At 50.9% G+C, this 26,159-nt stretch carries 18 protein-coding genes; 6 read left to right on the forward strand and 12 right to left on the reverse strand.

Features of this window, described 5'->3' with window-relative positions; translation table 11 throughout:
* Nucleotides 1–181: 181 nt before the first annotated feature.
* The 4 genes from FTE24_RS07110 to FTE24_RS07125 all read right to left on the reverse strand — a co-directional run bounded on the left by FTE24_RS07110 (nucleotide 182) and on the right by FTE24_RS07125 (nucleotide 6,277).
* Nucleotides 182–2,191, reverse strand: a complete 2,010-nt coding sequence (locus FTE24_RS07110) for an McrB family protein (RefSeq protein ID WP_202111781.1) — start codon at nucleotides 2,189–2,191, stop codon at nucleotides 182–184.
* Between the two features lie 325 nt (nucleotides 2,192–2,516).
* Complete coding sequence (gene nikC / locus FTE24_RS07115) at nucleotides 2,517–3,425, reverse strand: nickel transporter permease (RefSeq protein WP_150231900.1); 909 nt, start codon at nucleotides 3,423–3,425, stop codon at nucleotides 2,517–2,519.
* Between the two features lie 10 nt (nucleotides 3,426–3,435).
* A complete protein-coding gene (locus FTE24_RS07120) occupies nucleotides 3,436–4,440 on the reverse strand; it encodes an ABC transporter permease (RefSeq protein ID WP_141448749.1) in 1,005 nt (334 codons plus the stop codon).
* A gap of 163 nt (nucleotides 4,441–4,603) precedes the next feature.
* Complete coding sequence (locus tag FTE24_RS07125; RefSeq protein ID WP_150231902.1) at nucleotides 4,604–6,277, reverse strand: ABC transporter substrate-binding protein; 1,674 nt, start codon at nucleotides 6,275–6,277, stop codon at nucleotides 4,604–4,606.
* 626 nt (nucleotides 6,278–6,903) lie between these two features.
* Between FTE24_RS07125 and FTE24_RS07130 the strand changes: the two genes are divergently transcribed.
* Both FTE24_RS07130 and FTE24_RS07135 read left to right on the forward strand, forming a co-directional pair.
* Nucleotides 6,904–7,839: an NADP-dependent oxidoreductase gene (locus tag FTE24_RS07130; protein WP_150231904.1), complete on the forward strand. Its 936-nt coding sequence runs from the start codon at nucleotides 6,904–6,906 to the stop codon at nucleotides 7,837–7,839.
* A gap of 223 nt (nucleotides 7,840–8,062) precedes the next feature.
* The gene (locus tag FTE24_RS07135; protein ID WP_150231906.1) at nucleotides 8,063–8,629 is read left to right on the forward strand and encodes a MarR family winged helix-turn-helix transcriptional regulator; all 567 of its coding nucleotides are present in this window, start codon (nucleotides 8,063–8,065) and stop codon (nucleotides 8,627–8,629) included.
* A 765-nt stretch (nucleotides 8,630–9,394) separates the two neighbouring features.
* Here FTE24_RS07135 and FTE24_RS07140 read toward each other — a convergent pair.
* Both FTE24_RS07140 and FTE24_RS07145 read right to left on the reverse strand, forming a co-directional pair.
* Nucleotides 9,395–9,634, reverse strand: a complete 240-nt coding sequence (locus FTE24_RS07140) for a hypothetical protein (protein ID WP_150231908.1) — start codon at nucleotides 9,632–9,634, stop codon at nucleotides 9,395–9,397.
* Between the two features lie 289 nt (nucleotides 9,635–9,923).
* Nucleotides 9,924–11,291 carry an NAD(P)/FAD-dependent oxidoreductase gene (locus FTE24_RS07145; protein ID WP_150231910.1) on the reverse strand — a complete coding sequence of 456 codons (1,368 nt, stop codon included), beginning with the start codon at nucleotides 11,289–11,291 and terminating at the stop codon, nucleotides 9,924–9,926.
* Between the two features lie 309 nt (nucleotides 11,292–11,600).
* Here FTE24_RS07145 and FTE24_RS07150 point away from each other — a divergent pair, with 309 nt between their 5' ends.
* From FTE24_RS07150 to FTE24_RS07165, 4 genes are all read left to right on the forward strand, one after another.
* Nucleotides 11,601–11,801, forward strand: a complete 201-nt coding sequence (locus FTE24_RS07150) for a hypothetical protein (RefSeq protein WP_150231912.1) — start codon at nucleotides 11,601–11,603, stop codon at nucleotides 11,799–11,801.
* A gap of 371 nt (nucleotides 11,802–12,172) precedes the next feature.
* Entirely contained in the window at nucleotides 12,173–13,399 is a 1,227-nt protein-coding gene (locus FTE24_RS07155; protein ID WP_150231914.1) for an FAD-dependent monooxygenase, read from the forward strand.
* 1,154 nt (nucleotides 13,400–14,553) lie between these two features.
* A complete protein-coding gene (locus tag FTE24_RS07160; RefSeq protein WP_150231916.1) occupies nucleotides 14,554–14,952 on the forward strand; it encodes a (deoxy)nucleoside triphosphate pyrophosphohydrolase in 399 nt (132 codons plus the stop codon).
* A 68-nt stretch (nucleotides 14,953–15,020) separates the two neighbouring features.
* Nucleotides 15,021–15,914 (forward strand): HNH endonuclease, encoded by an 894-nt coding sequence (locus FTE24_RS07165; RefSeq protein WP_150231918.1) that lies wholly within the window; start codon nucleotides 15,021–15,023, stop codon nucleotides 15,912–15,914.
* 47 nt (nucleotides 15,915–15,961) lie between these two features.
* Here the strand turns inward: FTE24_RS07165 and FTE24_RS07170 are convergent, their stop codons facing one another.
* The 6 genes from FTE24_RS07170 to drmA form a co-directional block, all read right to left on the reverse strand.
* Entirely contained in the window at nucleotides 15,962–18,406 is a 2,445-nt protein-coding gene (locus tag FTE24_RS07170; protein WP_150231920.1) for a DEAD/DEAH box helicase family protein, read from the reverse strand.
* Nucleotides 18,390–18,716: a nucleoside triphosphate pyrophosphohydrolase gene (locus tag FTE24_RS07175; protein WP_150231922.1), complete on the reverse strand. Its 327-nt coding sequence runs from the start codon at nucleotides 18,714–18,716 to the stop codon at nucleotides 18,390–18,392. The genes FTE24_RS07170 and FTE24_RS07175 overlap by 17 nt, the downstream gene beginning before the upstream one ends.
* A gap of 193 nt (nucleotides 18,717–18,909) precedes the next feature.
* Nucleotides 18,910–20,226 (reverse strand): DNA cytosine methyltransferase, encoded by a 1,317-nt coding sequence (locus tag FTE24_RS07180; protein WP_150231924.1) that lies wholly within the window; start codon nucleotides 20,224–20,226, stop codon nucleotides 18,910–18,912.
* Nucleotides 20,223–20,966 carry a phospholipase D-like domain-containing protein gene (locus FTE24_RS07185; RefSeq protein ID WP_150231926.1) on the reverse strand — a complete coding sequence of 248 codons (744 nt, stop codon included), beginning with the start codon at nucleotides 20,964–20,966 and terminating at the stop codon, nucleotides 20,223–20,225. Before FTE24_RS07185 ends, FTE24_RS07180 begins: the two co-directional genes overlap by 4 nt.
* Entirely contained in the window at nucleotides 20,966–22,804 is a 1,839-nt protein-coding gene (drmB, locus tag FTE24_RS07190) for a DUF1998 domain-containing protein (protein ID WP_150231928.1), read from the reverse strand. The genes FTE24_RS07185 and drmB overlap by 1 nt, the downstream gene beginning before the upstream one ends.
* Entirely contained in the window at nucleotides 22,791–26,132 is a 3,342-nt protein-coding gene (gene drmA / locus FTE24_RS07195) for a DISARM system helicase DrmA (protein ID WP_150231931.1), read from the reverse strand. The genes drmB and drmA overlap by 14 nt, the downstream gene beginning before the upstream one ends.
* Nucleotides 26,133–26,159 lie beyond the last annotated feature (27 nt).

A 26,159-nucleotide genomic window follows, 5' to 3' on the forward strand; every position in this document is an offset into this window, starting at 1 on the left:
TCTTGCTATTCAAACGTCCCTGCCGGATACCTACCCGGCAGGGACGTTTTACGATCTATTCGCGGCTTCGGCGAAGCCGAGCAGCGCCTATCCTTCCCGATCTCTCCCGAAATCTCCCGATCCTTCCCGTTCCCGCGTTCGGTCGCGACGCCGCCTGCACCGCGACCGCTTCCTGCCCGGCTCAGCTCAGCCAATACGACGTGAACCCGTCTTCGTCCATCCGCCGCAGCATATACGAAAGTTTGCGCGCGCTCTGCGGATAGCGGGCGGCGGCGAGGCTTTCGCGGCTGCGCCGGCCGGCGTACACGTCTTCCGCGGAATCTTCCAGCTCGCGCCAGTCGAACGCTTTGGACGCTTCGCTGCCGAGCGTGTGCCGCAGCAGATCGAGCAGCACTTTTTGGACGGAATGGCGGCTTCCCTGGATGCGCGGCAGGATCTTCTGCATAAGCTGGCCGTCGAACGCTTCCGCGCGGGTCATCAGACCGAAACGCTCGTTATAGATGAGGTAAAAGCAGACCGAATCCCGCACCCGGAACCCGACATGCGCCTGAATCTCCTCCAGCATGCCGTTGATTTGCGCCAACTCTTCCGCCGTGCGCCGAATCAGCTGCCCATACTCTTCTATCGCGTCCACCAGCTGGAGATAATCGCCGCCGAGCAGATGCCGGTCCGCGAGCAGCGGCCGCGCTTCTTCCTGCGCTTCGGCGCGCAGCTGCGGCAGCTGCATGAGGTCGATCTGGTTGAACTCGATCGTGCCGGCGCGGTCGAGCACTTTTTTGCTGAACGGATACGTCGTCTCGTCCATATTGACCGTGCCGATCACGTAGACGTTGCCGGGAATGCACAGATTGCCGTACGCCGCGCGGTCGGCTTCCCGTTCGAACATCGACTCCGGCAGCAGCGGCTGCGTGACGATCTCGCCGGCGGGGGGCAAGGACGCATTAACATTCGTATCGGGCAAAAGTGTCCGGCGCCGCGTCTCCATCAGACTCAGCACGTCGCTGAAGTAATGTTCGACCCGCGCCAGATTCATCTCGTCCAGCACGATGAAGTACGGCTTGTCCGCACTTCGCGGACGCGACGCTTCCTTGAGCGCAAGCGTCAGCGGGCCGGGCTTGAAGACGCCGGACAGGTCTTTGTAGCCGATCAGGTCGGCCGGATCGTTCCAGTCCGGGCGCACCGGAATAAGCGTGAACTGCCCGTTCTCCGCCGTCGCGCCGAGCGCTTCCGCGAACAGCCGCGCCAGCTGCGTCTTGCCCGTGCCGGAGATGCCGGCGAGAATCACGAACGGCCGCGTCTTGAGCGACAGATAATAATGCTGCACGAGCCCATCCGGGAACGAGAAGCCGCGCTGCCGGATATAATCGGCCGCGCCCGCGATAGCGGCGCGCACTTCGTGATCCGGGATCGTCGGCGGCGCGGGACCGGCCGAACCGGCGTCTTCGCCGGAACCCGGATCGCCGGCAGCCGGCGGGGCGAGCAAATACTCGCCGCCGGTCTCCGCGACGAAGAAGTGCGCGGGCCGGGTCTCCCGGCCTCCGAGCGGGCGCAGCTCCAGCCGATACGTGAACGGCGTGTCCGTGCGGTACAGGTACAGGTATTCCGCGCGGTCTTCGCGCGGCAGATACGCATCCGGCGTATCGAACGGGCTGCGCACGGCGGCCTTCGCCGCCGCTTCGCCGCGCGGCGGAATGCGGCGGCTGCCGGAAGCCGCCTCTCTGGCGGGGCCGTCCCCGCGCGCCTCCGCGGCGGCGGCGTAGACGCCGGCGGGGCCGTATTCGCGGCCGTGCACGCGCAGATCGTCCGGGCTGCCCGGCCGGCTGGACAGCCGGGTCGCCCACTCCTCCACTTCCAGATACGTGGAGGAGAAGGCGGACAGCAGGAACTGCTTCAACTCTTTGTTGGAGTCATAGCGGACTTCAAGCGAGGACGTGCCGCCCGGAACGGCAAGGCGCCAGTGCTCCAGGCGCGCCTCGTAGGTGGCATATTCGCCGCCGTTCTCGTGCAGCAGGCGGATCGGCCGGCTCTCGCCGACGTTCGGCAAGGCGCCGCCGCTCGCTTCGGCGAAGTCCGCATGAAAATCGGGCGGGATCTCGAAGCCGTGCCCGAACAGGAATCCGTCGACCTGCTTGCGCGCGATCAGGCCGGGGATGCGGTCGTCGGTCCACCAGCTTCCGTTTTGTTTGATCATGGTGCGGCATTCCTCCGGTCATGGGATTGATAATCGGGACGTCCGTGTCGGTTCTTCCGTTCCCCTCTCCTTCATTATAGACGTTATCCCCATGCGGCAAAAGCGGGAGGGCTTTCGGAGCTGTCTTGCCTTTCCGGTCTTCCCCCGGTTCTGCCGGCTTGGTTGCGCGGACCGTACGCTTTAGCGCTTTTGCCGCCTAAGCTTCGATCTCCCGAAATCGACAAAAAAACCGTCCGGAGCTTTGTGCCTCGCTCCGAACGGTCTTTTTTGCCTGCTTCATACGATTGAACGGTTCGGCCTGCTGCGCCATGACGCCGGATTTGGCTTAGCGCCCTTTCATCTTCGGATCGAACGTATCGCGCAGTCCGTCGCCCATCAGGTTGAAGCCGAGCGAGGTGAGCAGGATGCAGAGTCCGGGGAAAATGACGGTCCACGGCGCGGTCTGGATAAACTGCCGCGAGTCGGACAGCATCTTGCCCCATTCCGGGTCCGGCGGCTGGGCGCCGAGCCCGAGGAAGCCGAGTCCGGCCGCTTCGATGATCGCGGTAGCGACGCCGAGCGTGCCCTGCACGATGATCGGCGTCAGGCTGTTCGGCAGGATATGTCTGAACAGGATGCGCCCGTCGTTCGCGCCGAGCGCCCGGGCCGCCGTGATGAACTCTTCCTGCCGCAGCGACAGCACCCGGGAGCGGACGAGCCGCCCATACGTCGGGACGTTGACGATCGCGATCGCATACAGCGCGTTTTGCAGCGAAGGTCCGAGAATGGCCACGATCGCGATCGCGAGCAGGATACCCGGGAACGCGAGCAGAATGTCGAACACGCGCGAGATAAGCATGTCCACCCATTTGCCGTAAAAGCCCGCGATAATGCCGAGCAGCGTGCCGACCACGATCGAACCGACGACGGACAGCAGGCCGACCAGCAGCGAGATGCGGGCGCCGTAGATGACGCGGCTGAAAATGTCCCGGCCGAGATCGTCGGTGCCGAACCAGTGATCGCTGGACGGCGGCTTCAGCCGATCCGTCAGTACCTGCGCCTTGTAGTCGTACGGCATGATCAGCGGAGCGATCAGCGCCAGCAGGACGAAGAACAAGACGAGGCAGAGGCCGACGACGGCCGTTTTGTTGCGTGTAAAAGACCGGGCCGCGTCCCGCCAGGGGCCGGGCTGCGCTTTCTTGTCCAACGTATCGGCGGACGGCCGATAATCGGCCTTGAGGAATGCGTCGCTCATGGTAAGCCCCCTATTTGTACTGGATGCGCGGATCGAACACGACGTACAGCAGATCCACCAGCAGATTGATCAAGACGAAGATGATGGCGACGATCAGGATGCCGGACTGGATGACCGGGTAATCCCGGTTGCTGATCGCCTCGAAAATGTAGCGTCCCACGCCCGGCCAAGCGAAAATGGTCTCCGTCAGCACGGCGCCGCCGAGCAGCGCGCCCGTCTGGATCCCGATCACGGTCAGCACGGGGATAAACGAGTTTTTGAGCGCGTGCCGGTAGACGACCGCGAACTGCGACAGCCCTTTGGCGCGCGCGGTGCGCACGTAATCGAGCTGCATCACTTCCAGCATGCTGGAGCGGGTCATGCGCGCGATTACGGCCATCGGGATCGTGCCAAGCGCGATCGCAGGCAGCACCAGATGCTTGAACACCGTCCAGAGCTGGGCGAACTGCCCCTGGATAATCGCGTCGAGCACGTAGAAGCCGGTGACGGCTTCCATCGGGTCGCGCGCGTTCATCCGTCCGCTGGACGGCAGCCAATGCAGCTCGTTGGCGAAGATCCACTGCTCCATCAGGCCGAGCCAGAACACCGGCATCGACACGCCGAGCAGCGCGATAAGCATGCAGACGTAATCGAACCACGAATTGTGTTTCCAGGCGCTGATGATGCCGGCATTGACGCCGAACAGCACCGCGAACAGCATGCTGGCCATCGTCAATTCGAACGTCGCCGCAAGATACGGCACGATCTCTTCGGAGATCGGCGCCCGCGTGCGGATCGAGTTGCCCAGATCGCCGCTCAGCAGATCGCCCAGATAGCTGAAATACTGCTGCAGCCACGGCTTGTCGAGCCCCAGTTGGTCGCGCAGCGCCTGCTTGGACTGCTCGGTCGCTTTTTCCCCGAGAATGGTGTCCGCCGGATCGCCCGGAATGGCATGGATGATCGAAAAGACGATAAGGGTCATGCCCAGCAGGACCGGAATCAGTACAAGAAGCCGTTTCAAAATATAAGAATTCACTGTCCATCACCCGCCGTCGGTTTGGTATGGTCGCTCGTAGGGGAAAGCCCCGGCAGAGACGAAGACCGGGCACGATCAGCCCCGGTCTTCGCTTGGTTCGGTGAAGCCTGGGTTTGGCCAGGCTTTTATTGAGGCTTGGTTGAAGCTTGGCCTTTATTGAAGCTTATGGTTGGATCGAGATTTCCGCGTACGGTTCCGAACCCGTCGGCGACGGCACGTAACCCTGCACTTTTGTGGAAGCGGCCAGCAGAGGCGTGGAGTGCACGAGCGGCACCCACGGCGCGTCGTCGTGAATAACGACCTGGGCTTCTTCGTACAGCTTCGTGCGCTCCGCCTGATCCGTCTCCTGCTGCGCTTTGACGAGCAGTTCGTGCAGCGGTTCGCTTGCGTATTGGCTGTAGTTGTTGCCGCCGATAGAATCTTTGTCGAGCAGCGGGTAGAAGAAGTTGTCCGGGTCGCCGTTGTCGCCCGTCCAGCCGATGATGAACAGGTCGTCTTTCTCGCCTTTGCTCAGATCGTCCAGGTACGTGGCCCATTCCGGCGATTCGATATTGACCGTCACGCCGATCTGCGCGAAGCTCGCCTGAATGACTTCGGCGACTTTGCGGCCGTCCGGCATGTACGGACGGGATACCGGCATCGCGTAGAACGTCAGCGGCTGTTCGATGCCGTTCGCGTAGCCGGCGTCAGCCAGCAGCTTCTTGGCTTGTTCGAGGTCGTAAGGATAATCTTCGATGCTGTCGTTATAGCCCCACAGGGACGGCGGAATCGGGTTCTTGGCCGGTTCGGCCTGTCCCGCGAAGAAGGCGTCGACGATGCCCTGCTTGTCGACCGCGTGGCTGAGCGCGATCCGGACTTTCGGATCGTCGAACGGCTTCTTCGTGACGTTGAAGCCGAGGTACGCCACGTTGAACGGAGGACGGTTGAACTTTTGCAGGTTCGGATTGCTTTCGAGCGTCGCCAGGTCGTCCGGGCTGAGATCTTCCATCATGTCGATCTCGTCGTTCTGCAAAGCGTTGAAGCGGGCCGTGTTGTCCGGAATCGAACGCACGATGACCGAATCGACCTTCGGCAGACCTTCCTGCCAGTAGTCCGGGTTCTTCTCAAGCGTGATGGAATCGCTTCTCTTCCATTCCTTGAACACGAACGGGCCGGTTCCGACCGGGTTCGCTTTGAAATCGGCGCCCGATTTCTCGACAGCGGCCGGACTTGCGATCGAGAACGGAGGCATCGCCAGGTTCTGGAGGAACGGCGCCTGCGGCTGGTTCAGTTCGAACACGACCGTCGAAGCGTCGGAAGCCGTTACGCTCTTGATGACGCGCGCTTCGGCCGGACCGAACATCGAATCGTAGTAGTCGAACGAGTCGCCTTCGAACTTGAACTTGCTCTCCGGATCGTTCCAACGGGTAAAGTTGAACACGACCGCGTCGGCATTGAAGTCGGTACCGTCATGGAACTTGACGCCTTCGCGCAGCTTGAACGTGTACTTCAGGCCGTCGTCGGAAATTTCCCAGCTCTCCGCGAGCGCCGGTTCGACTTCCGTCGTGCCCGCTTTGTAAGCGAGGAGCGGATCGAACACCTGCTGCGCGATCTTCAGCGATTCGCCGTCGGTCACGATCGCGGGGTCCAGAGCGGCCGAATCGCCGCCGCGGCCCACGATCAGCGTACCGCCGCTGCCTCCGGCCGCAGGATCCGCAGCCGGTTCGGTCGAAGCCGCTTCGCCCGGTTCCGTGGAAGCCGCAGGTTCGGAAGTCCCGCTTCCGCCTCCTCCGCAAGCGGCCAAAATCAATGCCAGCGACAACATTAGAGTAAACAGCCAACCCATTCTTTTTCTCATCAACCGTAAGCTCCCCTCAAGATCGCATTATGCCCGTTCACGCAGCCCGCCAAGCCCACCATTTTACAATTATTATGTATAGGGAGTTGTTTTTCCAGCTTCGGCTTCGCGTCGAGTGAATTTAACTTACATGAACAGCGGTCGATTCGCAATATATTTTTCGATATAACTTTCTATATGTAATGTTTAGTGACTCAAAGAGATACAATTTGTAAAAAAATCTCTTCATATATAGAATACAATCGAAACGTTTGGAATTTTCTGAGAGATTTTTTAATTGACACCTGTTTAATTAAGCTGCGAAAAGGTCGTCTTTTTCCAACCGTTCTTCCTGCCGCTGCACTGCCGGATTAACGCGACTTCCTGAAACAGTAAAATATGCTTAATACTTTTGCATCGTATGTTAGGTTGCTGCGAGCTTTGCGGGGAAAGATGCAGCTTTCTTCGGCACGCACGCGTCTCTTTTTTCGATTCCGCTCCTACGCCTTGAAGGGTCGGACTGCCTCTGTGTAACCTTGGCAAAAACGTATTTTTTCTTTTTTTCGAAAATATATGTTGCCGACCACGTATATTCGGTATATATTTATGTGGCCGGCAACATTTAAATTCAAAGGAGACGATTTCCCATGACCCCATCCACCATGCAAGTCGTTCGGATTCACCAATACGGAGACGCAGACGTACTGCATCTGGAGTCGCTAGCCACTCCCCGACCGCAGGAGGGCGAAGTACTTGTCCGGATCGTCTACGCCTCCATGATCCCGCTCGACTGGAAGATTCGCAGCGGCTGGCTGCAGGAAGTGTTCCCGCTCTCGCTGCCTTATACGCCCGGGTTCTATGCGTCGGGAATCGTCGAATCGGTCGGCGCAGGCGTCAGCGATCTGCAAGCCGGCGATCGCGTATTCGGCGATATTCGCGGATCTTATGCGGAATATGCGGCCGTGTCGGCCGAAGCGCTGGTGCGGCTTCCTGATTCCGTCTCGCTCGAACACGCCGCGGCGATCAAAGCGGGCGCGGACTCCGCGTGGAAAGCGCTGTTTACGGAAGGCCGGCTGGAGAGCGGACAGACCGTGCTCGTCCATGCCGCCGCGGGCGGGGTCGGACAGTTCGCCGTTCAACTCGCCAAATGGAAAGGCGCCACCGTGATCGCCACCGCTTCGGCGGACAATATCGAGTTCGTCCGTTCGCTCGGGGCCGACCAAGTGATCGACTACCGCAGCGAAGACTTTGGCAGCCTCGTGCACGAAGCCGACCTGGTCGTCGATACGGTCGGCGGCGATACGGAGCGGCGCTCGTGGGGCGTGCTACGCCCAGGCGGCCTGCTCGTCTCGCTCGTCGGCGAACCGGACGCCGAGCAGGCGGCCGCCCACGGTGTAACTGCCAAGTTCAACAGCGCGTTCCCGACCCAGGGCGACCTGCTCCAAATCGTCGACCTGATCGCCGACGGAACGCTCAAGGTCGAGACAGGACGAACATATCCGCTGAGCGAAGCACGGGAAGCGCAGCGCTTCAGCGAACAGCGCCGGGGCCGCGGACGGATTTTGCTGACTCCTCAGGCATGAACGTGTGCGGCGATATGAGCCGCATGACGTCGCGGTAAGGGAGCGTCCGCTGTCTTCGCGGGCCTGAACTTTCCCCTTTTGGGCTGCGAGCAGCAGAGGTCCCCGTCTGGAATCGCGAAGCGATCGGCGGTATGATAGAAGCAGAAGTGCCGCCCGGACTGCAAGAGGAAGCCTGAGGGCTTCCTTCTTTGCGTCGGGGCGGCCGAAACGAAGGAGCGATCCGATGAACGAACCTCTAAAGGGACAATCCCCACCCCTCCCGCCTGCCGATCAGGCCGGGCTTCCCGAACCGACCGACCGTGCCCAACATGCCGAACCTTCCGAATCTGAAGTCTCCGGGCCGAATCACGAATTCAGCGCCGGGGAACAGTTTCCCGTCAGCTTTGCCGTGTTTGCGCTCGGCCGCTCGCACCGTGCCCTCGCCGCGCAGCTGCTGCGCGAGATCGGCCTGTTCGCCGGACAGGAGATTTTGCTGTTCCAGCTGTGGGATCGCGACGCCCAATCCCAGAACAGCCTCGGACGCACGCTGCGCCTCGACCATTCCACCGTCGCCAAATCGGTCAAGCGCCTCGAAGAAGCCGGACTCGTCCGCCGCTCCCGCTCTCCGGAAGACGGCCGCGTAACGCTCGTCTCGCTGACCGACGCGGGACGCGCGCTTCAAGAGCAGGTGACGGACATCTGGCGCCGCGTCGAAGAGACGACTACCGAAGGCTTGACGCCCGAAGAGTCGCAGACGCTGACCCGGCTCGCCCTCAAAGTCGCGGCAAACGCGGACCGGCGCTTGAAATAACGTCCGGCCGCAGCCTCGTCCACGCGTACAGCCGATTCGGGACATGATAGCGAAGACGTCATAGCCCGGCTGTCATAGTCCGGATCCGGACGGCTTGATTCGCCCAGCCTTACCCGGACGGCTTCACTCCAGCGCCTTCACTCCAACAGAAAAAGACCGCATCCGCTTCGCAAGAAGAAGGACTGCGGTCTTTTTATTTTCCTATTTCTCACGCTAAAACACTTTCGCACGCTAACGATACTTTTTCACCTATTCCTCTATTCATCTATTCTCGCATACACTTATTATTGCATTCTCGCATTCCGGCACTCTTCCACTCTTCCACTCTTCCACTCTTCCACTCTTCCACTCTTCCACTCTTCCACTGCCTATTCTCGCCCGAATAACTGCCTGAGAGCACTTATTTCTCTCCACGAGTCTATGCAAACCCAAATAACTGCGTGAGAACACTTATTTTCCGCATATAAGCACGTAGAGCCTCTTTTCAGACCAAATAAGTGGATCTGCGCAGTTATTTTCGATTCAGACGGCTTTTCCGCAAAAATAAGTGTCTTCAGGCAGTTAATGGTCCAGTATGTCGCGATTTTGCCTATCTGGCAGCGTCGGCGGAGGGGCAAATCATGACGTACACCCAGCTGCCTCGATCAGCCGTTGTCGATCAAGCGCTCACTCCGGCTCGACCGCCATCGCAGCGCCTTGCGTCAGATCCGCCCGAACTTTCGGCATCCCTTTTCAATTTTCGCCCAAGCCCCGGCCGCTCCGCTTTTACCGTTCTCCCGGCTGCCGCTTCATCGCTTCCGCGTTCTCCGCTCTATCTTCCCGCAGTTCCGCACGAAGACGGCGCAGCATCCAGAAGCTCATCCCAAGCAGAGGAACAAAAATCAGCAGGCTAACGTAACGTTCGACGACGATCAGATACCCGATCCCGACGAACATAAAAAGCGTCATGACGACCGTCATGATCAGATTGCGTTTGGCCTGTTTTTGGGTAGATAGTCGGTTCATCGCAAGCCCTCCTTATACGGGTCTTTTTCCCATAAACGCTTTGGAGGGCCGTTTCGTTACGGTTCGTTCGGCCGCTTGGACGTCTGTCCGACAGCCTCGCTGCCACATCTGGGCCTCAGCCCGAACGCCCGATGCTCGCCCGGCCCATTCTCCGCCCGCGCATGGCTTGCACCGCACTTGCACTGCACTTGCACCAGACTTATGCCCGGACTCTCCGCCTACGAATAGCTCATACCCGGCCTGTGAGTCCCCGGCCTGCGCAACCTGCTCAACCCCCAGCCTTGCTCGCCTACCCTTCCCCCAGCGCTTTCTCCACCGCGTAATCGTCCAGCGGCAGGTCCGGCTCCAGGCCAAGCGCAAGCTTCGCCAGCTGGCGGCCGAGAAACGGCCCCATCGTCAGCCCCGAAGCGCCGAGGCCGTTCGCCGTAATCAATCCCGCCCAGCCGGGAACGCGCCCGATCACGGGCAGAAAACCCGGCGTAAACGGCCGAAACCCGACCCGCACTTCGCCCGGCTCGCCGTCCGCGAGGCCTGGTGCAAGCGCCAGCCCTTTGCTCAGCACTTCGTGCACGCCGCCCGCCGTCACGCGGGTGTCGGACAATTCCACCTCGTTCTCGTGCGTGGCTCCAACGACCATTTTGCCGTCTTCAAAAGACAGCAAATATTGATCCGTCGGCGGAATGACGACCGGCCACCGGCCGCTCGACCGCTCGTTCGGCATCTGCATATGCAGGATCTGTCCTTTCTGGTACGTGACGCGAAAATGCACGCCTAGCGGACGCAGCAGTTCGCCCGCCCATGCGCCCGCGCACACAATCACCTCGTCCGCGGGCAGCCGCCTGCCGTCGACGATAACCCCGGTGACGCGTCCTCCCGCATCCGTTGCGGCGAATTCTCCGCCTCGGTCCTGCTTATCAAGCTGTGCATGCTCCCCGCGCTCCGCACCGCTCCCCGCCGGCTCCGCACGCTTTCCGCCCTGCTCCCCGCGCTCCGCACCGCTCCCTGCCGGCTCCGCACGCTCTCCGCCCTGCTCTTCGCGCCCTGCACGATCCCCGCGCTCCCCATGCTCCGCCTCGCTCCCGCGGCCACGCTCCGCACCGCCCGCTCGCTCCACCTCCAACACCGCAGCCCCTTCCACGACCTCCGCTCCGTTCCGGCGCGCGGCCGAGATCAGCGCGTCGCGCAGCGCGCGCCCGTCCACCCGCGCCGCGCCGCTGACACGCACGGCGTGATAGCCTTCGCCAAGCAGCGGAAAAAGCTCCCGCACCCGCGTGCTGTCCAACACTTCGATCTCCCCGATCTCCGGGGCGTCTTCGCGCCGCTGTTCAGCCCGTTTGCGCATCTGCTCGATCTTGGCCGGGTCTGTATGCAGACTGAGCGCGCCGACGCGGGCATAACCCGTATCCTGCTCGCCCAGACGATGCAGCTCCTCTGTCAGCTGTGCGTAATAGCGCGCGCCTCCCTTGGCGAGCCGGTACCACGCCTGGTTGCGCCGCTGCGACAGCCACGGGCATATAATGCCGGCAGCCGCGTCGGTCGCCCGGCCCGGATGCTTCGCGTCGATCAGCGTCACGTGCACATCCGCAGCCGAGCGCGAGAGGTGATAAGCCGCCGAAGCGCCGAGAATGCCGGAGCCGACGACGATCATTTTTTTCATGAGATTCCATTCCTTTCACCGCTTGCCAAAATAAAAGTTTCGAACTCTGCCCATTCTATCACTTTCTCACCCGCCGGGAATAATCCCGAATTCGCCTTGACACAAACAGGTCTATCTACCGTGTTTCGATTATATTTTTTTGCAGATATCATATTATGTACTGTCATAATTAGGTATCTAGACCTAAAATGAGTTTATCTTCTCTTACACTTCTTACATATCAACTCAAGCTTTTCCACTTTTCCCGTTTGTACGCCTGCTTTACTCGCAATCCGCTTTTTACCCCCTATCCAGAAGGAGCGCTCGTTTATGTCCACTACACCCGGTTCCATGCAGGAAGTCCTTACCCACCCTCTTACTCTCGAACAGATTCAGGCTTTCAAGCAGGATAACCGTATCTCTGCCGTTGTTCCTGTCGGCTTGGACGAAGTGTCCAACCTCACTCCCGAAGAACTCGCCGATCACCTCTCGATGAAGCTCGTTGACAGCGATCTGCTGACCGACGTGTAGTACGAACGTGCCGGCGTGCAAGGCGACCAGATCGTACTGATGCACATATCCGGAGACGTGACGATGCTGCTGGAGACGCTCGAACTGTTCACGGACTATGCGCAGGACGAAGAAGACGCAGAGTAGGCGTTACAGAAGTTGCATTCGAGTGACTTTTCCTATAAAACAGATCCCACAGCGTTTGCCCCGATCGGTCGGGGTGGGCGCTTTTTGCGTGGGGAAAGTGCAGTCCTTCGCTCCCTCTCTGCCCTTCCGTTTCAATCCCCCTCTGCCGGGTAAGTGTCTACATCTGCTTCTCTGTCTATTCTGCCATATTCTCCCGATCCTAATCCGCCCTAATCCGTACGCTCAACTTTGAGAGGAGCACTTTCATGCACACACGCACAGCACTCATATCCGGAGCAAGCATCGCCGGCCTTAGCGCCGCTTTTTGGTTGAGCCGCGCCGGCTGGACCGTTACCGTGCTCGAACGCGCCGACGCTTTCCGCGACGGCGGGCAGAACATCGACGTACGCGGCTCGGGACGCGAAGTACTGGCCAAAATGGGCCTCGAAGACCAGGTCCGAGCGCAGACGACGACCGAAGAAGGTACCGCGTTCGTCGACGACAAAGGGCGCACCGTCGGCGCTTTTCCGGTGCGCGGCACCGACGGCCTGACGGCGGAGCTGGAGATTCTGCGCGGAGACCTGGCCCGCCTCATTCTGGAGGCGCTCCCGCCCGAAGTGTCGGTGCGCTACGGCGACCGGATCGAGCATGTGCACAACCGCGAAGAGAACGTCGAAGTCGAACTGCTGTCCGGCAAAAAAGAAACGTACGACCTGCTCGTCATCGCCGAAGGCGTGCGGTCGAAGACGCGGGACAACGTGTTCGCGGGCGACGTCTCCCGGCGCGAACTGGGGCTGAACATCGCCTACGGCACGATCCCGCGCACCGCCGAAGACGACCGCTGGTGGCGCTGGTATACTGCTCCGGATCGGCGTCAGGTGTCGCTGCGCCCGGACAATCAAGGTACGATCCGCGCGATGCTTGCTTTTACGAGCCAAGACCGCAACTTCGCCGCCCTGCCGCCGGATCAGGCCCGCGCCCAGCTGAGCCGCGTCTTCGAAGGTGCCGGCTGGCAGACCCAGCGCGTCGTCGACGGCTTCGAGACTTCGCATGACGTCTACTTCGATTATTTGACGCAGATTATGATGACCCGTTGGTCAAAAGGCCGGACCTGCGTCATGGGCGATGCCGCCTGGTGCGTCACCCCAATCGGAGGCGGCGGCTCTTCTCTTGCGCTGATCGGCGGATACGTGCTGGCCGCGTTCCTCTCGCAGGCGCCGCCGACCGATTCCGCCGATCGATCCGCCAACGATCTGCAGCCTTATCTGGATCAGTATGAGCAGTGGATGCGCCCGCTGATCGACAAAGCCCAACACCTACCGCCCGGCGCGCCCAAAATGTTCTACCCCAAGACCAAAGCCGGCGTCGGCACCATCCACACCCTGATCCGGATCGCCAGCCTCGGCCCCGTCCGCAAAGTCGCTTCCCGCTTCAATCCGATCGCCAAGAAGCAGCAGGACTTGCCGGAGATTCGGTTGGTGCAGCGGGTGTGAAGCGGTATTCCCTTTTAGACAAGTTTTATTCCCGTTTGCGATTATCATATTCTTACAGTTACCCCATCGTCCGATCTGGCCTCTGCCCGATTTACGTAATAGAATAACAATAGACATGCACAATAAACCTCTTACATCGTAAGCCGAATTCATGGCCATGAATCCAAAAAAACTTGGGATGGGAGGTTTATTCATGTTATATTGGGCATTTCCAGATTTGAACCCTTTGCTGCCAACTTTTTTAATAGGTCCTCTACTTGCGATCCTACTGGGCGCCGTATGCCGGCGTATCGGATTGAACGCAGTATGGCCTATATCGCTTAGTCTCCTTCTTCCGGTCCTTTTTATCTTCACCAACCTGGAGACGCTCAAAGCGAATATAGACGCTTGGTTGGTATACGGCATCGTCTATGCAATTCTGTCTGTCGGAGCCTATAAGCTTTCCAAATCTTCTAGAAAAAATGCTTAGATCAAAATCAAGATGCGTCCATCAAATAAAGAAGCGTTCTTATCTAAACTGTACCTTTTGCATAGGACACTTCAAGAAAAAACTTGCTTTACTGTTTGATAGGCTTTCAGTTCCGTTTTATTGTCAAAAATCCGGTTTATGAGCGTCATGCGGAGATAGTCTTCAATAGATTCAAATAATTTCGTAGAGAGGTGAAATCATGTCATTAAAGATATTAACCGCTCTTATGATTATCATGGTTATCTTCGTAGCCTTTAAGCCTAATCCATACACATTTTTTATTTATTTTATAGTTATACTTACTTACATGATCATGGGTGTCAGAAAACAAAAATCCAAAAAAATCATACTTGTTTATACCGTTCTATTTGTGGCGATGCTATTTTATTTGGTTCTTCTTTTCATGAAATACTATTAAAAACATTACGATTCTTTAAACTGTATTCTTTGTAAAGAACGCTCCGAAAAAGGCTAGACGATTTTGAGCTGCTGTTTTATGATGTAATTTTACTTAAAAGCGAAAAGCTTGCCTTCCTTATACGAAGGGGCAAGCTTTTTTTGTCTTGATTCTTATAGAAACTAATGTCCATCATTCAACCTAGCCTCTTCCCCATTTCCATAATAGAATAGGAATATAAATGCAGAAAAAACATTCTGTATCCTAAGCTTCACAATGGAGGAATTTATGAAAAAACATATTCATGTAGTTGGAGCTGTCATCATTGAAAATGAAAAGATTCTATGCGCGCAACGTGGTAAGACGAAAACGTTAGCTTACAAGTGGGAGTTTCCAGGCGGCAAAATTGAAGAAGGAGAGATGCCGCAAGACGCCCTAAAGCGCGAGATCGACGAAGAAATGAAATGCACGGTGGAGATCGGAGAGTTTATCCTGACGACTGTATATGAGTACGAGTTTGGCTTTGTCCATCTATCTACGTTTTACTGCAAATTGGTAGAAGGAAAACCTACGCTCACTGAACATATCGATATCAAATGGTTGTCGACTAATGAATTGATAACGCTTGACTGGGCGCCCGCAGACATCCCTACTTTAGAAAAAATAATGATCTTAAACGCATCTTGATTTCATATTCGATTATTCAAATATATTTGACCTGGCTTTCCTAAAAATTATTGAGGGTGGTTGTTTTAATGCTTCTTATACTTTCTCAAAAACTAGAAAAAGAATCTGACTATAAAGATATTCCGTTTAAAGTTTATCATTTCCCCAGCCGTTACAAAAATCAGATTAATTCTGGTGACACCTTTCTATACTACCAGGGTGATCGTCATAAAAAGAAAAATAGATATTATTTCGGATGCGGTAAGATAGGCGAAGTAACTTCGGCAGAAGAAGGCCATTATAATGCCGAGCTTCTTGATACCTGGAGGTTCATCAATACAGTTCCTATTTATGATACAAACAACGAATTCTATGAATCTATTGGTTATTCTCAAGTAAGAAACAAGCCAAATCCAGCTTGGCAGAATTCCATTCGAAAAATCTCGGCAGCCGCATTCAAAACCATATTATCAAAATCGGGCATGGATGCTCTGACCATCAGTCAATGGATGGATACAAATCCCATGAACGAATCGTTTAAGGAATCAATAATTTTTGACACATTTTTAAATAATTTTAGTGAAGAACATATAGAGACGCTGCTTGAAAATACAGGCGAACAAGAAATTGAGAAGATACTTGCCAGTCTGGATTCTTCCGCCTCGATCGAAACCCGATATGTTCTGCAAAAGATAAGGAAAGCAAGTCGAACTACAATAGATACTTTGAAAGAAATGTACGGGAATAGCTGCCAAATATGCGGAATCAACCATCAAAGCCCTTATGGCGTTGATGTGACTGAAGCCCATCATATCGATTACTTTTCAAAAACACAAAATCATAGCCCAAGCAACATTGTGATTCTCTGTCCAAACCATCATAGATTAATGCATGGAGCAAAAGCCGTTTTCGATCGAAAAAGAATGGCATTTGTATATAACAATGGCTACGAAGAATATTTGAAGCTTAATAAGCATTTATAAAAAAACGCCTGCATAATAAATGCAGGCGTTTTTTATGAATGTATCATCTACAGATTTCCCCGCCGCTCAAAATGCACATGCAGCCGATACTCGCATACCTCCCGCGTCCACCGGTGCAGCAGCTCCTTATCCTCTTCTGCCACGTCAAAAGCCAACCCAAACGTCCCATCCGCAAACTCCACCTGACTGCCTTTCGCCCCCGCCCACTTGCTCATCGGCATGTCCGCGATCAGCTTCGTCACTTTCGTTTGCGTCTGCTCGTTCCAGTCCCACAGCCGCTTGGATTCCTTGTCGCTGAAGTCGATCACTTTGCGGTACTCCTTCTCCGTCAGATACCTGTGGAAAAACGCTGCCGTTTCCTCCGCCGTCACCGGCTCGTTCCAACGATCCGCGCCGCGTTCCAGCATGTACAGCAGCACGACCATCTTGTAGCTTTTCGTCATGACCGTCTTCTCCACGTCGCGCAGCCACGCCTCATACCGTTCGTACACCTGCTGCTCGCGATCATCCAGCATCCCCGCCCAGCTCAGGAACCCTGCATAAGACCCAAATTCATCTCGATACCCTTTGCTTACGGACCGCCCCTGCAAATGCAGCTCCAGATAAGCGGGGATGCGGCCCAGCTCGCCTTTGAGATCGAGGAAGTCGCGGTGCAGCTTCTCCCGATGCGGCGCGCGTTTGCGGCTTAGTTCTTCCAGCAGGTTGACGACCGCCGTCTCCATTTGGATCGAGCAGCTGTCCGGTACGGTCGGAATCGTGGTTGGACGAGCTTTTTGCCCATCCGAATCTTCGTCATACTCCGCAAACAAACTCAGCTTCACGTCCGCGTTCCGATAGTTGCCGATCAGATCGATAATGACGCAGTGCGATTTGCCTTCCGCCAGACGCAGACCCCGGCCCACCTGCTGGGTTAACACGGTCAGCGACTCGGTCGGGCGGACGAACAGCAGCGTATCGACGCTCGGAATGTCTGTGCCTTCGTTGAACAGATCGACGGTGAACAGCACTTCCAGCTCTCCGGCGTCCAGTCTGCGGATCGCTTCGTCCCGGCTCATCTCGCGGGTGCGCGAATGCAGGCTGAGCGTCCGGCTGCCGCGCGTGCGGAAGTAGTCCGACAAATAATCCGCCTGCTGGATCGACGAACAGAACGCGATCGTGCGCGTCTGCCGTCTGAGCACCCAGGCTTCGTATACGCGCTCTGCATACTCTTCCCGCAGCTGCGCCGCAAGCAGCTGTTCTTCGTCGTAATGGCTGCCCAGCCAGCGAATGCCGGAATAGTCCGTCTCGTCGTGCACGCCGTAATATTGAAAAGGCGCCAGCCATTCCCGCCGAATCGCCTCGATAAAATGAATCCGGTACGCCACGTTTCCCCCGCACAGCGCATACACGTCCTGCCCGTCCATCCGATCCGGCGTTGCCGTGATGCCCAGCATGAACTGCGGCTGGAAATAGTCGATGACCGACTGGTAAGATCTCGCCGCCGCATGATGGAACTCGTCGATCACGATCAGGTCAAAGTCATCCGGCGCAAAATTCTCCCGGTGCTTTTTCATCCCCAGGGTATAGATCGAAGCAAATACGCAGTCCGCGCCGCTTTCTTTGCTCTGCCCGTTATAGAGGCCGTGGCTGCGCTCGGGAAGAACGTGCTGGAACGAGCGGACCGCCTGCTTGAGAATCTCTTCCCGGTGAGCGACGAACAGAACCCGTTGATATCGTTGCGCCAAAAAAGCGGCCAGATACGTCTTTCCGAGTCCCGTCGCCATGATCACCATCGCGCGGTCGTACTCTTCCTCGATCGTCGCCGTCAGTGCCTCCAACGCCATCTCCTGAGCCGGCCGCGGATGGATCGTCGTCTCCGTCTGCGGTTCTTCTGCCGGCGTCTCCTCAGTCTGCACGTCCCCGATGTCCGCTTCGGCTTCCTCCGTCTCGATAATATGCCGCTGCAGCTCGGGATTATTTCGGTAATTGAGCAGATATTCCTGTTCGTACAGCGAGATCGTGTCTTCCGTCAGCGGCAGCGTCGTATCGTGATACAGATTCTCCATAAACTGGTCCATCGCGCTGCGGAACGTATACGGCTCCGCCTGCGCGTTCATCGCCAGATTCCATTCATACCCCGTCTTGAGCGCCGAAAACGAAAAATTGGAAGATCCAACGATCAGCAGCCCTTCCCCGTTTTCGTAGTCGAACAGATATGCTTTGGGATGAAAAGACGTTCCCATGCTCCGCCACAGCCGCGCTTCCAAGCGATCGTCGATATTCAGCAGCTTCCGCAGCCCTTCCGGCTGAGTGATATACAGATAATCCCCCGCCAGCAGCTTCACCTCGGCCCCTCGATCCAGCGCCTTTTTCAGATGCGGCGCCAGCAGATTAACCCCCGATTGCATGAGAAAAGACGTCATGATATAGATCCCCGTCGCATGCTGCATCCCCGCGATCAGCTCATCTCCCAGGTTGCGGGTGATGAGCTTGACGTTAAGATTCGTGGACATCGATCAAGTAGATCCGTTCGTCGAACCCGCCGCGCTTTGCGGCTTTGTCGGCGCGTATCTGCTCCAGTGTCTCGGGATCTGCACCGTGCGTAACCGCGAGGGCGCGAATCACTTCGAGCAGGTCGGCGAGTTCTTCCAGCGCGTCAGCTTCGGAGGAAGCGGTGAAGTATTCGTCGGCTTCCTCGCGCAGCTTGGCGCGGAGCTCGGTGACGTATTCGGCTTCGTCCAGGATGCGGGTGGTGGATGATTTGCCGGTGGAAGCGATGATAGTTGGAATGTGGTTGCGGATTAGTTTTTTATAACTTAGCATAATAGAGTCCTTTCAAAATTTTAAATTGAGTGATTCGAGCTTTAATTTTTGAAAAGTTCTATGTGCTGATTTTTATACTATATTAAATTATTATTATTTATTTTAAGCTTGTATAAAATTTACTTTAAACAAAAATAACAATATCTTATATGAGCATTACTACATCATTTGAAATGGGGAATACAAAGTTAAATCAAAATAGATAGCCCATACTTTTTGCTATTACTTCAGACATTAAAGGAGGAACTGCATTACCAACCTGTACATACTGAGCAGTTCTAGGGCCTTCAAATCTAAAATTATCTGGAAATCCTTGAATTCTCGCTGCTTCTCGTACAGTAAAAGAACGAGATTGTAATATGTCAGGATGAATATTATAATGTCCATCTTTTGAGATATGAGCTACCACTGTATGTGGAATATCATTTGCTCTATGGACTTTAAAGCGATCTAAAAAAGAAGTTTGATTTCTATGAGTTCTAAGCGTATCTGGCAAATTTCTATAATCAAGCTGTATGCCATTTTCAGCTGCTCTTATAGCGATTCTATAAATTTCTTGATCTGTTTTGAGAAGAGACCTTGCCTTATGATTTATAATACCGATACTATCTTCACGCATAAACTTTTGATAATCGTTTAATTTAGTGTCTTCAGCGTAATTAGTAACTTTCAGATCTTCTCCCTCTCCAGGTTTCAAAGTTGTAAGATCGCTAATCGCAGATAAAGTATTTACCGGAGCACTCCATTGTCTTTTGACTCCTGAAAAATCAGGATAGGCTAAGGCGTGATCATTACGGTATCCGAATAACAAAACACGCTTCCTATGTTGAAAAACTCCATAGTCAGCAAAATCTATAATATTTTTTGTGTGATTTTCAGAAATTCCTGATTTTAAAGTGTAACCTATTTCATTAAATTCAGATTGAATTTGCGAAAAAACAGCCCCTTTCTGAGCATTTAAAATACCAGGTACATTCTCAAAAATAAAGGCCCTAGGTCGAAATTCGTTAACTATATCTTTGTAATAAAGAAAAAGCATATTTCTAGGGTCATTACGAACAGCTTCTCTCATTCTACCTCTACCAACAAGAGAGAATGATTGACATGGAGGTCCGCCAATAATTAAATCAACTTCGTTTATCTGTTTATACAAAAGAGCCTCATGAATAGAATTTATAATTTCATTAATTGCCGTAGCTTCCTGATCAATATGAGGAGCACCAAACTTCTTATTAAGAATTCCCCTATCGAGTAGAGGTTTTAGATCAGGATATTTTTTATATATTATTTCTCGATTAGCTTCAATATTCCTATAATTGGTAGCTTCATTGAGATAGTAATAATACATTTGAAGATCATTTTGACCTTTTAAAAAATAATAAATCGACCTTGTCCTCAGTGTTTCACAAGCCCAAGGATCTTTCTCAACCTGCGCAATAATATTATGTCCATGTTGGTGAAATCCTTCAGTCAGACCGCCGGCACCTGAAAACAAATCAATGATATTCATTCATTTTCCCTCTTCTTCTTCTTGGTGTACAAAGTAAATAGATTTCTATCTTTCAATTCCTCAAAAAACAATCTGATTTGAGCTACATCTGCCCCTTGAAGGAGGACACCTACTTCTACATTGTTTATAAGTCCATTATAAGATAGATTAGCAGACGTGACGAGCGCTCTCTTATCATCCATTAAGATCACTTTTGCATGCATATTAGAGGCTGTACATTTATAACGATAAATAAGTATATTCTCATACTTTAGAGATAAATCCTGAATTTCCTCAAGCATTTCAAGCACTATATCATTGATATCTATGTAAAATTCGATTCTCACCCCCAGTTTTGCTTTTTGGCCCAAACTATCAAGAATACTTCGAAAATACTTTGAAATTGCAAAGCCTGTGATGAGTATTCTTTCCTCAGCAGAATTTATTAACTCTCTCATTACAACCACTGTATCCCTTGCAAAGGAAGTAGTTTCTCCTGAAGCAGTAGCAACAATTTTAAACGTAGGTTCCGGCAAAGCTTCTTGCCTCAAGTCACATAACATATAAAGCAGAGCCTCAATCTCTTCCTTATTGAGAGTAGGGAAGATACCTTTCAAATCTTTATAAAGATTAATAACTGACTTAGACTCTTTATCTATTTCTTCCTTGAAAATTTCAGTATTCATCAAATTGTTATTGATTAAGAAACTACTAAACAAGCTTTTAAAAGCATTGATCTTGAAGAGTTTTTTGATGTCCATCAGGGTACAATTCCTTTAAAAAAAGCTGTTTCTTCTCTATCCGATAACGGAATCAGTAATGATCTATCCAAAAGGCGATTTCCATTCTCACATGAAGTCTCTGCGATCATTGAACAGGCAAAACAAGAACAACCGTTAAGATCTTCTTCCTCATCAATATTCATAGAAGAGCAAACAGGATCGTTCGTGCAGAAAGTGGCTTCTTCCAAAGCTAGTTTAAGAATCCTACGAAATTTATCGATTGTTCCCATTTCAACAAGTCCGCCTAATGAACCTTCTTGATCCAAGCTTCCTGTATAAATAAGTATTCCAGCCATATTGTGGTCACAATAAATTCTTTCCTTAATGGCTACAGAAGAATAACCAGAAGTAAGCGAAAGCTGCTTGATAATAAGATGGGATAGGGTATGCAACATAACGTAAGCTGCATTCTGTGCTCTAATCCCTTCTTTTTCATCTTTATCCTCTTGACCATGGTCAGCTTTTAAGTGCCATCCCTTTTTCTTAATCCATTCTCCGTGAATGTCTGTATATTTTTGCGAAGCACCCATTACATTATTTTTACTCATCCAAGAACTTAGTGCTTGTTGGTTAATTTCCAAGAAAATCCCTTCGCCATAGATTTCGACTGCCGGGAGCCACTTTTCATCTCGATCGTCCCCTTTAGATCCAAGCCATATAATATCAGGTTGCTTAATTTCAGGTTCTGGAGAATCATTTCTTGTGAATCCCAAGAGTACCATGATCTCTTTCAACCTATGTACCAAGGTTATACTTTCAAAAAAAGGTTTTAGATCATAAGGAATCACTTGTTTCTCCGCTTCAAACTCTGGTTTGTCTTCTGGTATACGACACCTTCCTTCAAAACTGGTGAATCTCTCGTATTCTAGTTTTTTAATTTCGCTATATGTGACTTCGTTTGTTTTAGAATGTAAAGATATAAATGAAGTCCATTCTTTTAAAAACTCTTCGTATGTGTTCAAACCTTCTTTTTTAAATTCGTTCAAATAAAGTTGTTCATTAAATGCTTTATGAAGTACCTCAAGACTGATCCATTCCTCTATTTTTTCTTTCTTATCAAAGAACAAATCTGTTAACCTCTTATTTGTACCGCTCTCTTCTCTCATCGTAATAGCACTGCGTATAGCTGGAAAGTATACATTTGAAGCACCTCTTTGTAGAGGGCTAACCTTCTTCTTGCATCCAGCCTTTTCGAACTCTAGTTTCTGAGGGTGATGACCATTGCATTCATATTCATCAAAGTTGTTTTCTGTCATCGCACCTATTAATGAATAACTTTTTTCTTGACAACTACATTTTACTCGTAAAGATTCTAAACCCGAAGAACCACCTATACTGAAAAGTGTTAGCTCCCCAGAACATTTTTTATATTCCTTATCCTTTCTCCCATGAGACCACCAGTGCCATGGAAAATCCTCAAGATGGTTATTTTCACAAGACAATAAAAAGCGTGCAGGATATACTTTAGAAGAACATTTCGGACAAAGAGGTCCTTGTTTAAGATAACTGTTCATATTAAATTTTTTTCGAATATCAAAAAGTAATCGACATTTGGCTTTACTACAAACATGATAATAGGGAAAGGGGATAGTAGGAATATCCCCTTTACCTTCAGTAGGAATTCTTACAAAATAATCTTTACCTAAAAAAGATGCCAATTGTTTGTCGATAATTCGGTCTTCTTTGTTATTTGCGTTTTCCCAGTATTTAATATCCAGAACCATAAGTGAATCTTCAACCGCGTCCATAATAGCTCCTGGTCCAAAAGTTGTGATCAGCTGACCTGGTCGAGCTTCTCCCACTTTAATTTTTACCATTCACTTTTTCCCACCATTCATCTTGAATATATAAGCCTGCAGTCTGTTCAATACTTCTCATTGAATCCATTGTCATCTTCTCATTTGAATTAAAATTTTTATCAGAAAAACGTCTCAACAGCCTTGTTGCAGAACCTAAATTTTTCATACTTTTCCAGTATACAATTTTTGATGATGTTTCTGACTGTCGATTCCAGTAATCAAGGAAGTCCTCCAGCTCTTTTCTTACAAACTCTACATTCTTATTTTCTACCTTTGTAACGCGATTTTTTATAATTTCTTTTAACTCGCTTAAGTCTATTTTTTTGATATTTTTCGCTTTATCGTTGGTTGATACCTCCGTCTCTCTAAGTCTTAGAAGCGAGACAGCGATGGCATGAAGCGTTTTATCTCTTGCTCGCGAAGCAAATGGAGTAGCTGTGGTGCCCTCAACGTATTGGTACAATCGGCTATGGTATGCTTTAAAATTTTGGTAATGTGATAAGTCTCTTGGTCTATAAGGATTATAAACTGTAATTGCTAATCCTGGATATTTACGACCAATACGACTTGAAGCTTGGATATATTCTGCCGTTTGCTTGGGTTGTCCAGTTACTACCATTAAACCTAAACGATCTACGTCCATACCAACAGCAATCATATTAGTAGCAAGTACTGCAGTAAGCTCTTTTTCTCCTATTTTGTTTTCCAGTTTTGCAAGGATTGCTGGTATTTTATAAGAAGAAACTCGTGAAGTTAACTCCTCGATCTCATTATAGTTAATATATCTTTCATTTTCTAACTTATATTTTTCAACTATGATTCGGATCCTTTTAGGAATGTCATCAGCTAACAAGCGAACAGCTCCACCAAGTTCTCGAATACTATTATAGTAGCCAACTAGAGTTCTATAAGGATCAAGATAAGGTGAAAAGTCCGGGTTACCCTTATGTGTTTCAGTGAATTGCAAAAGAACTGCATATATTCTAAGTAGGACAGTTTTGACTGATTGTCCGCTTACACATATTCCAGCATATAAACGAAAAGGATCTTTTTCTATAGGTATTTCCTGAGCGAAGAAAGAATTTTCTATACTTAAACCTGGAGGAGGAAATTGTTGAACCTTTTCTCGACCATAAATTTTTAATATTTGATCTTCAGCATTTTTTATTGTTGCTGTTGAAGCAATATATTTGGGTTGGATAATTCCCGATTCTGAAGACAAAGAACATAATGATTCAATTGCAGTTTCATAGGCTCCGTATATTGTCCCCAAGGGTCCAGTTATAAGATGCAATTCATCTTGAATAATCAACTCAGGAGGATAAAAAGGTTTGATAGCTTCGACTTTTTTTAAAGGCTTCGTATGTTTTGCTTGATGTTCTTCTCCCGCACCTATATAACCGCACTTTTCACATAAGCGGTTTACTTTACCGAACAGATTACTTACTATTTCATCCCAAGGCATTCTTGCAAACTTATCAACTGTAGAGATAATAACACTTGGTAGTTTCCGATAAATATCTTCATCAATCATATATACTGGAATCAATTTAGTTGAGAAGTAACAGTTAGGGTTATTGCAAAAAATCTCATAACCTGTTTTTGGAGTATACAAGTTGTCATCAGGTAATAATTTGTGATTGAGATCTCTATACCCACAGCAAGGACACTCAATAACCTGTTTTTTCAAATTTGTATGCCTTTGTCTAATTTCCTGCAGCTTTGCCCCTCCTTCTTTAAATGTTAAATCGGTTAATTTATTTACTGTGACCTGTCCTCCTACCCAGAAACCAACTGAAAATTCTGATTCTCCAAATTTTTTTGTCTGGTTCCTTAAAATTTCAGCAGCACAGATCATTCTCATCAATCTGTCTCTTTGCTGTGTAGTAAGCAGTCTTAATGTGTAACGTAAGAATATTGTTACACCACCATCTCTATTATAATCATCATTGGGATCATGAATTAGCCTGCGGTAGGCAAGCAAAAATGCAGCTATCCCAAGGTATGCCTCGGTTTTCCCCCCACCTGTAGGAAACCAGAGCAAATCTACTATCTTACGATCTTCTGAATATGGTTTTATAAGACCTTCAATATTCATTAAAATGAAAGCTAACTGGAAAGGTCGCCAACTAAAATACTCTTTCGTTAATTCTGTTTCTAGGCTGGTTTTTTCTTTTGCAAAGGCTCTCATAGCATTCTGCATATGCATAACTTGATTCATAAATATAAAGGCTTCAAATACCTCCGGTCTTTTTAGCAGCTGTATTCCATCTTCAATACGTTTAAGGCACTTCTCACACTCTCGGATGTTAACGTTAGCTTTCTCTTTATCCTCGAGCTCTTTTATCTGCTTACCTAGGTCTAATATCCATTCCGCATAAAGTTCTGGAATAGCGCTTAATCTTTTGATAAGCTCACCCGAGTCTTTAACCTCCGAGAGTTGCTTAATAGACAATTGTTCTTTCTTTAACTTTTTACTTTCTGTAGTAGTTGGTAATTCTGTACTCATAGAAGCAATTTCTTGTTCTGGAATAAATGTTGTTTTTAGAATATTGGCGTGACCGTTGCCTTCTTGGCTCCAATCTGCCGCACAACCAAAACCTTTTGCAAATACGGGTTTATTGCGGTAAAGAAATTCGTCAAATCTACTCGAATCAGAAGAATGACGAGCAAAATTCTCGCTTAAAAACAGAGAATTGTTTTCAAGGCTACTCAGTTCCATCTCTACTTGATAAAGGGCTCGGTCTTTTTCTTTTCTTAGATTCCTCAAAAATACAGCTACAATACAATTAGTGGTTCCTTCTATAGGCTTCTCTATAACCTGAATAACAACATTGTCTGCCACAGTAAGATGAGTAGAAGCACAAGTACTTAAATCAATAGTGCACTTAAAGCTCGTAGAGCTAACAGGCCTTCTAGTCCACACTCTTACTTCTCTATCTGTCTGAGAATCTCTTTTTGTAGAAATATCATATTCTCCCCATCTGACTACTAGTTGAAAGGAAGAATTTTTCTTCATATAAAACCGAATTCCCATAGAAGATTGCTTCTTGATGCTTTTATTTACCATTTTGGCTTCCGGTTCTTCGAGTTCTTCTTCTTTCCCATATTCAGAGCTTCGATTTTCTTTTTGTACAGATGAGCCAAAATCACTGGTATCACTTTCAACCATTTCAACGATCTCATCCTTATCTAACGGATGCAAAATACCCGTCAGATAAGCAGACATTGGAGATTCATAAATAATGTCTGCTTCTGTATGCGAAGGACCAATTAGATCTTGCTTAAGTGCTCTAAGAATCTCACTTCTTACTCTTTTATATTTAAAACGTTCATTAATATCCAAGATATCTCCCCCTTATTTGATTCTCTA

It is taken from the genome of Saccharibacillus sp. WB 17 (assembly GCF_008634075.2).
GTDB lineage: Bacteria > Bacillota > Bacilli > Paenibacillales > Paenibacillaceae > Saccharibacillus > Saccharibacillus brassicae.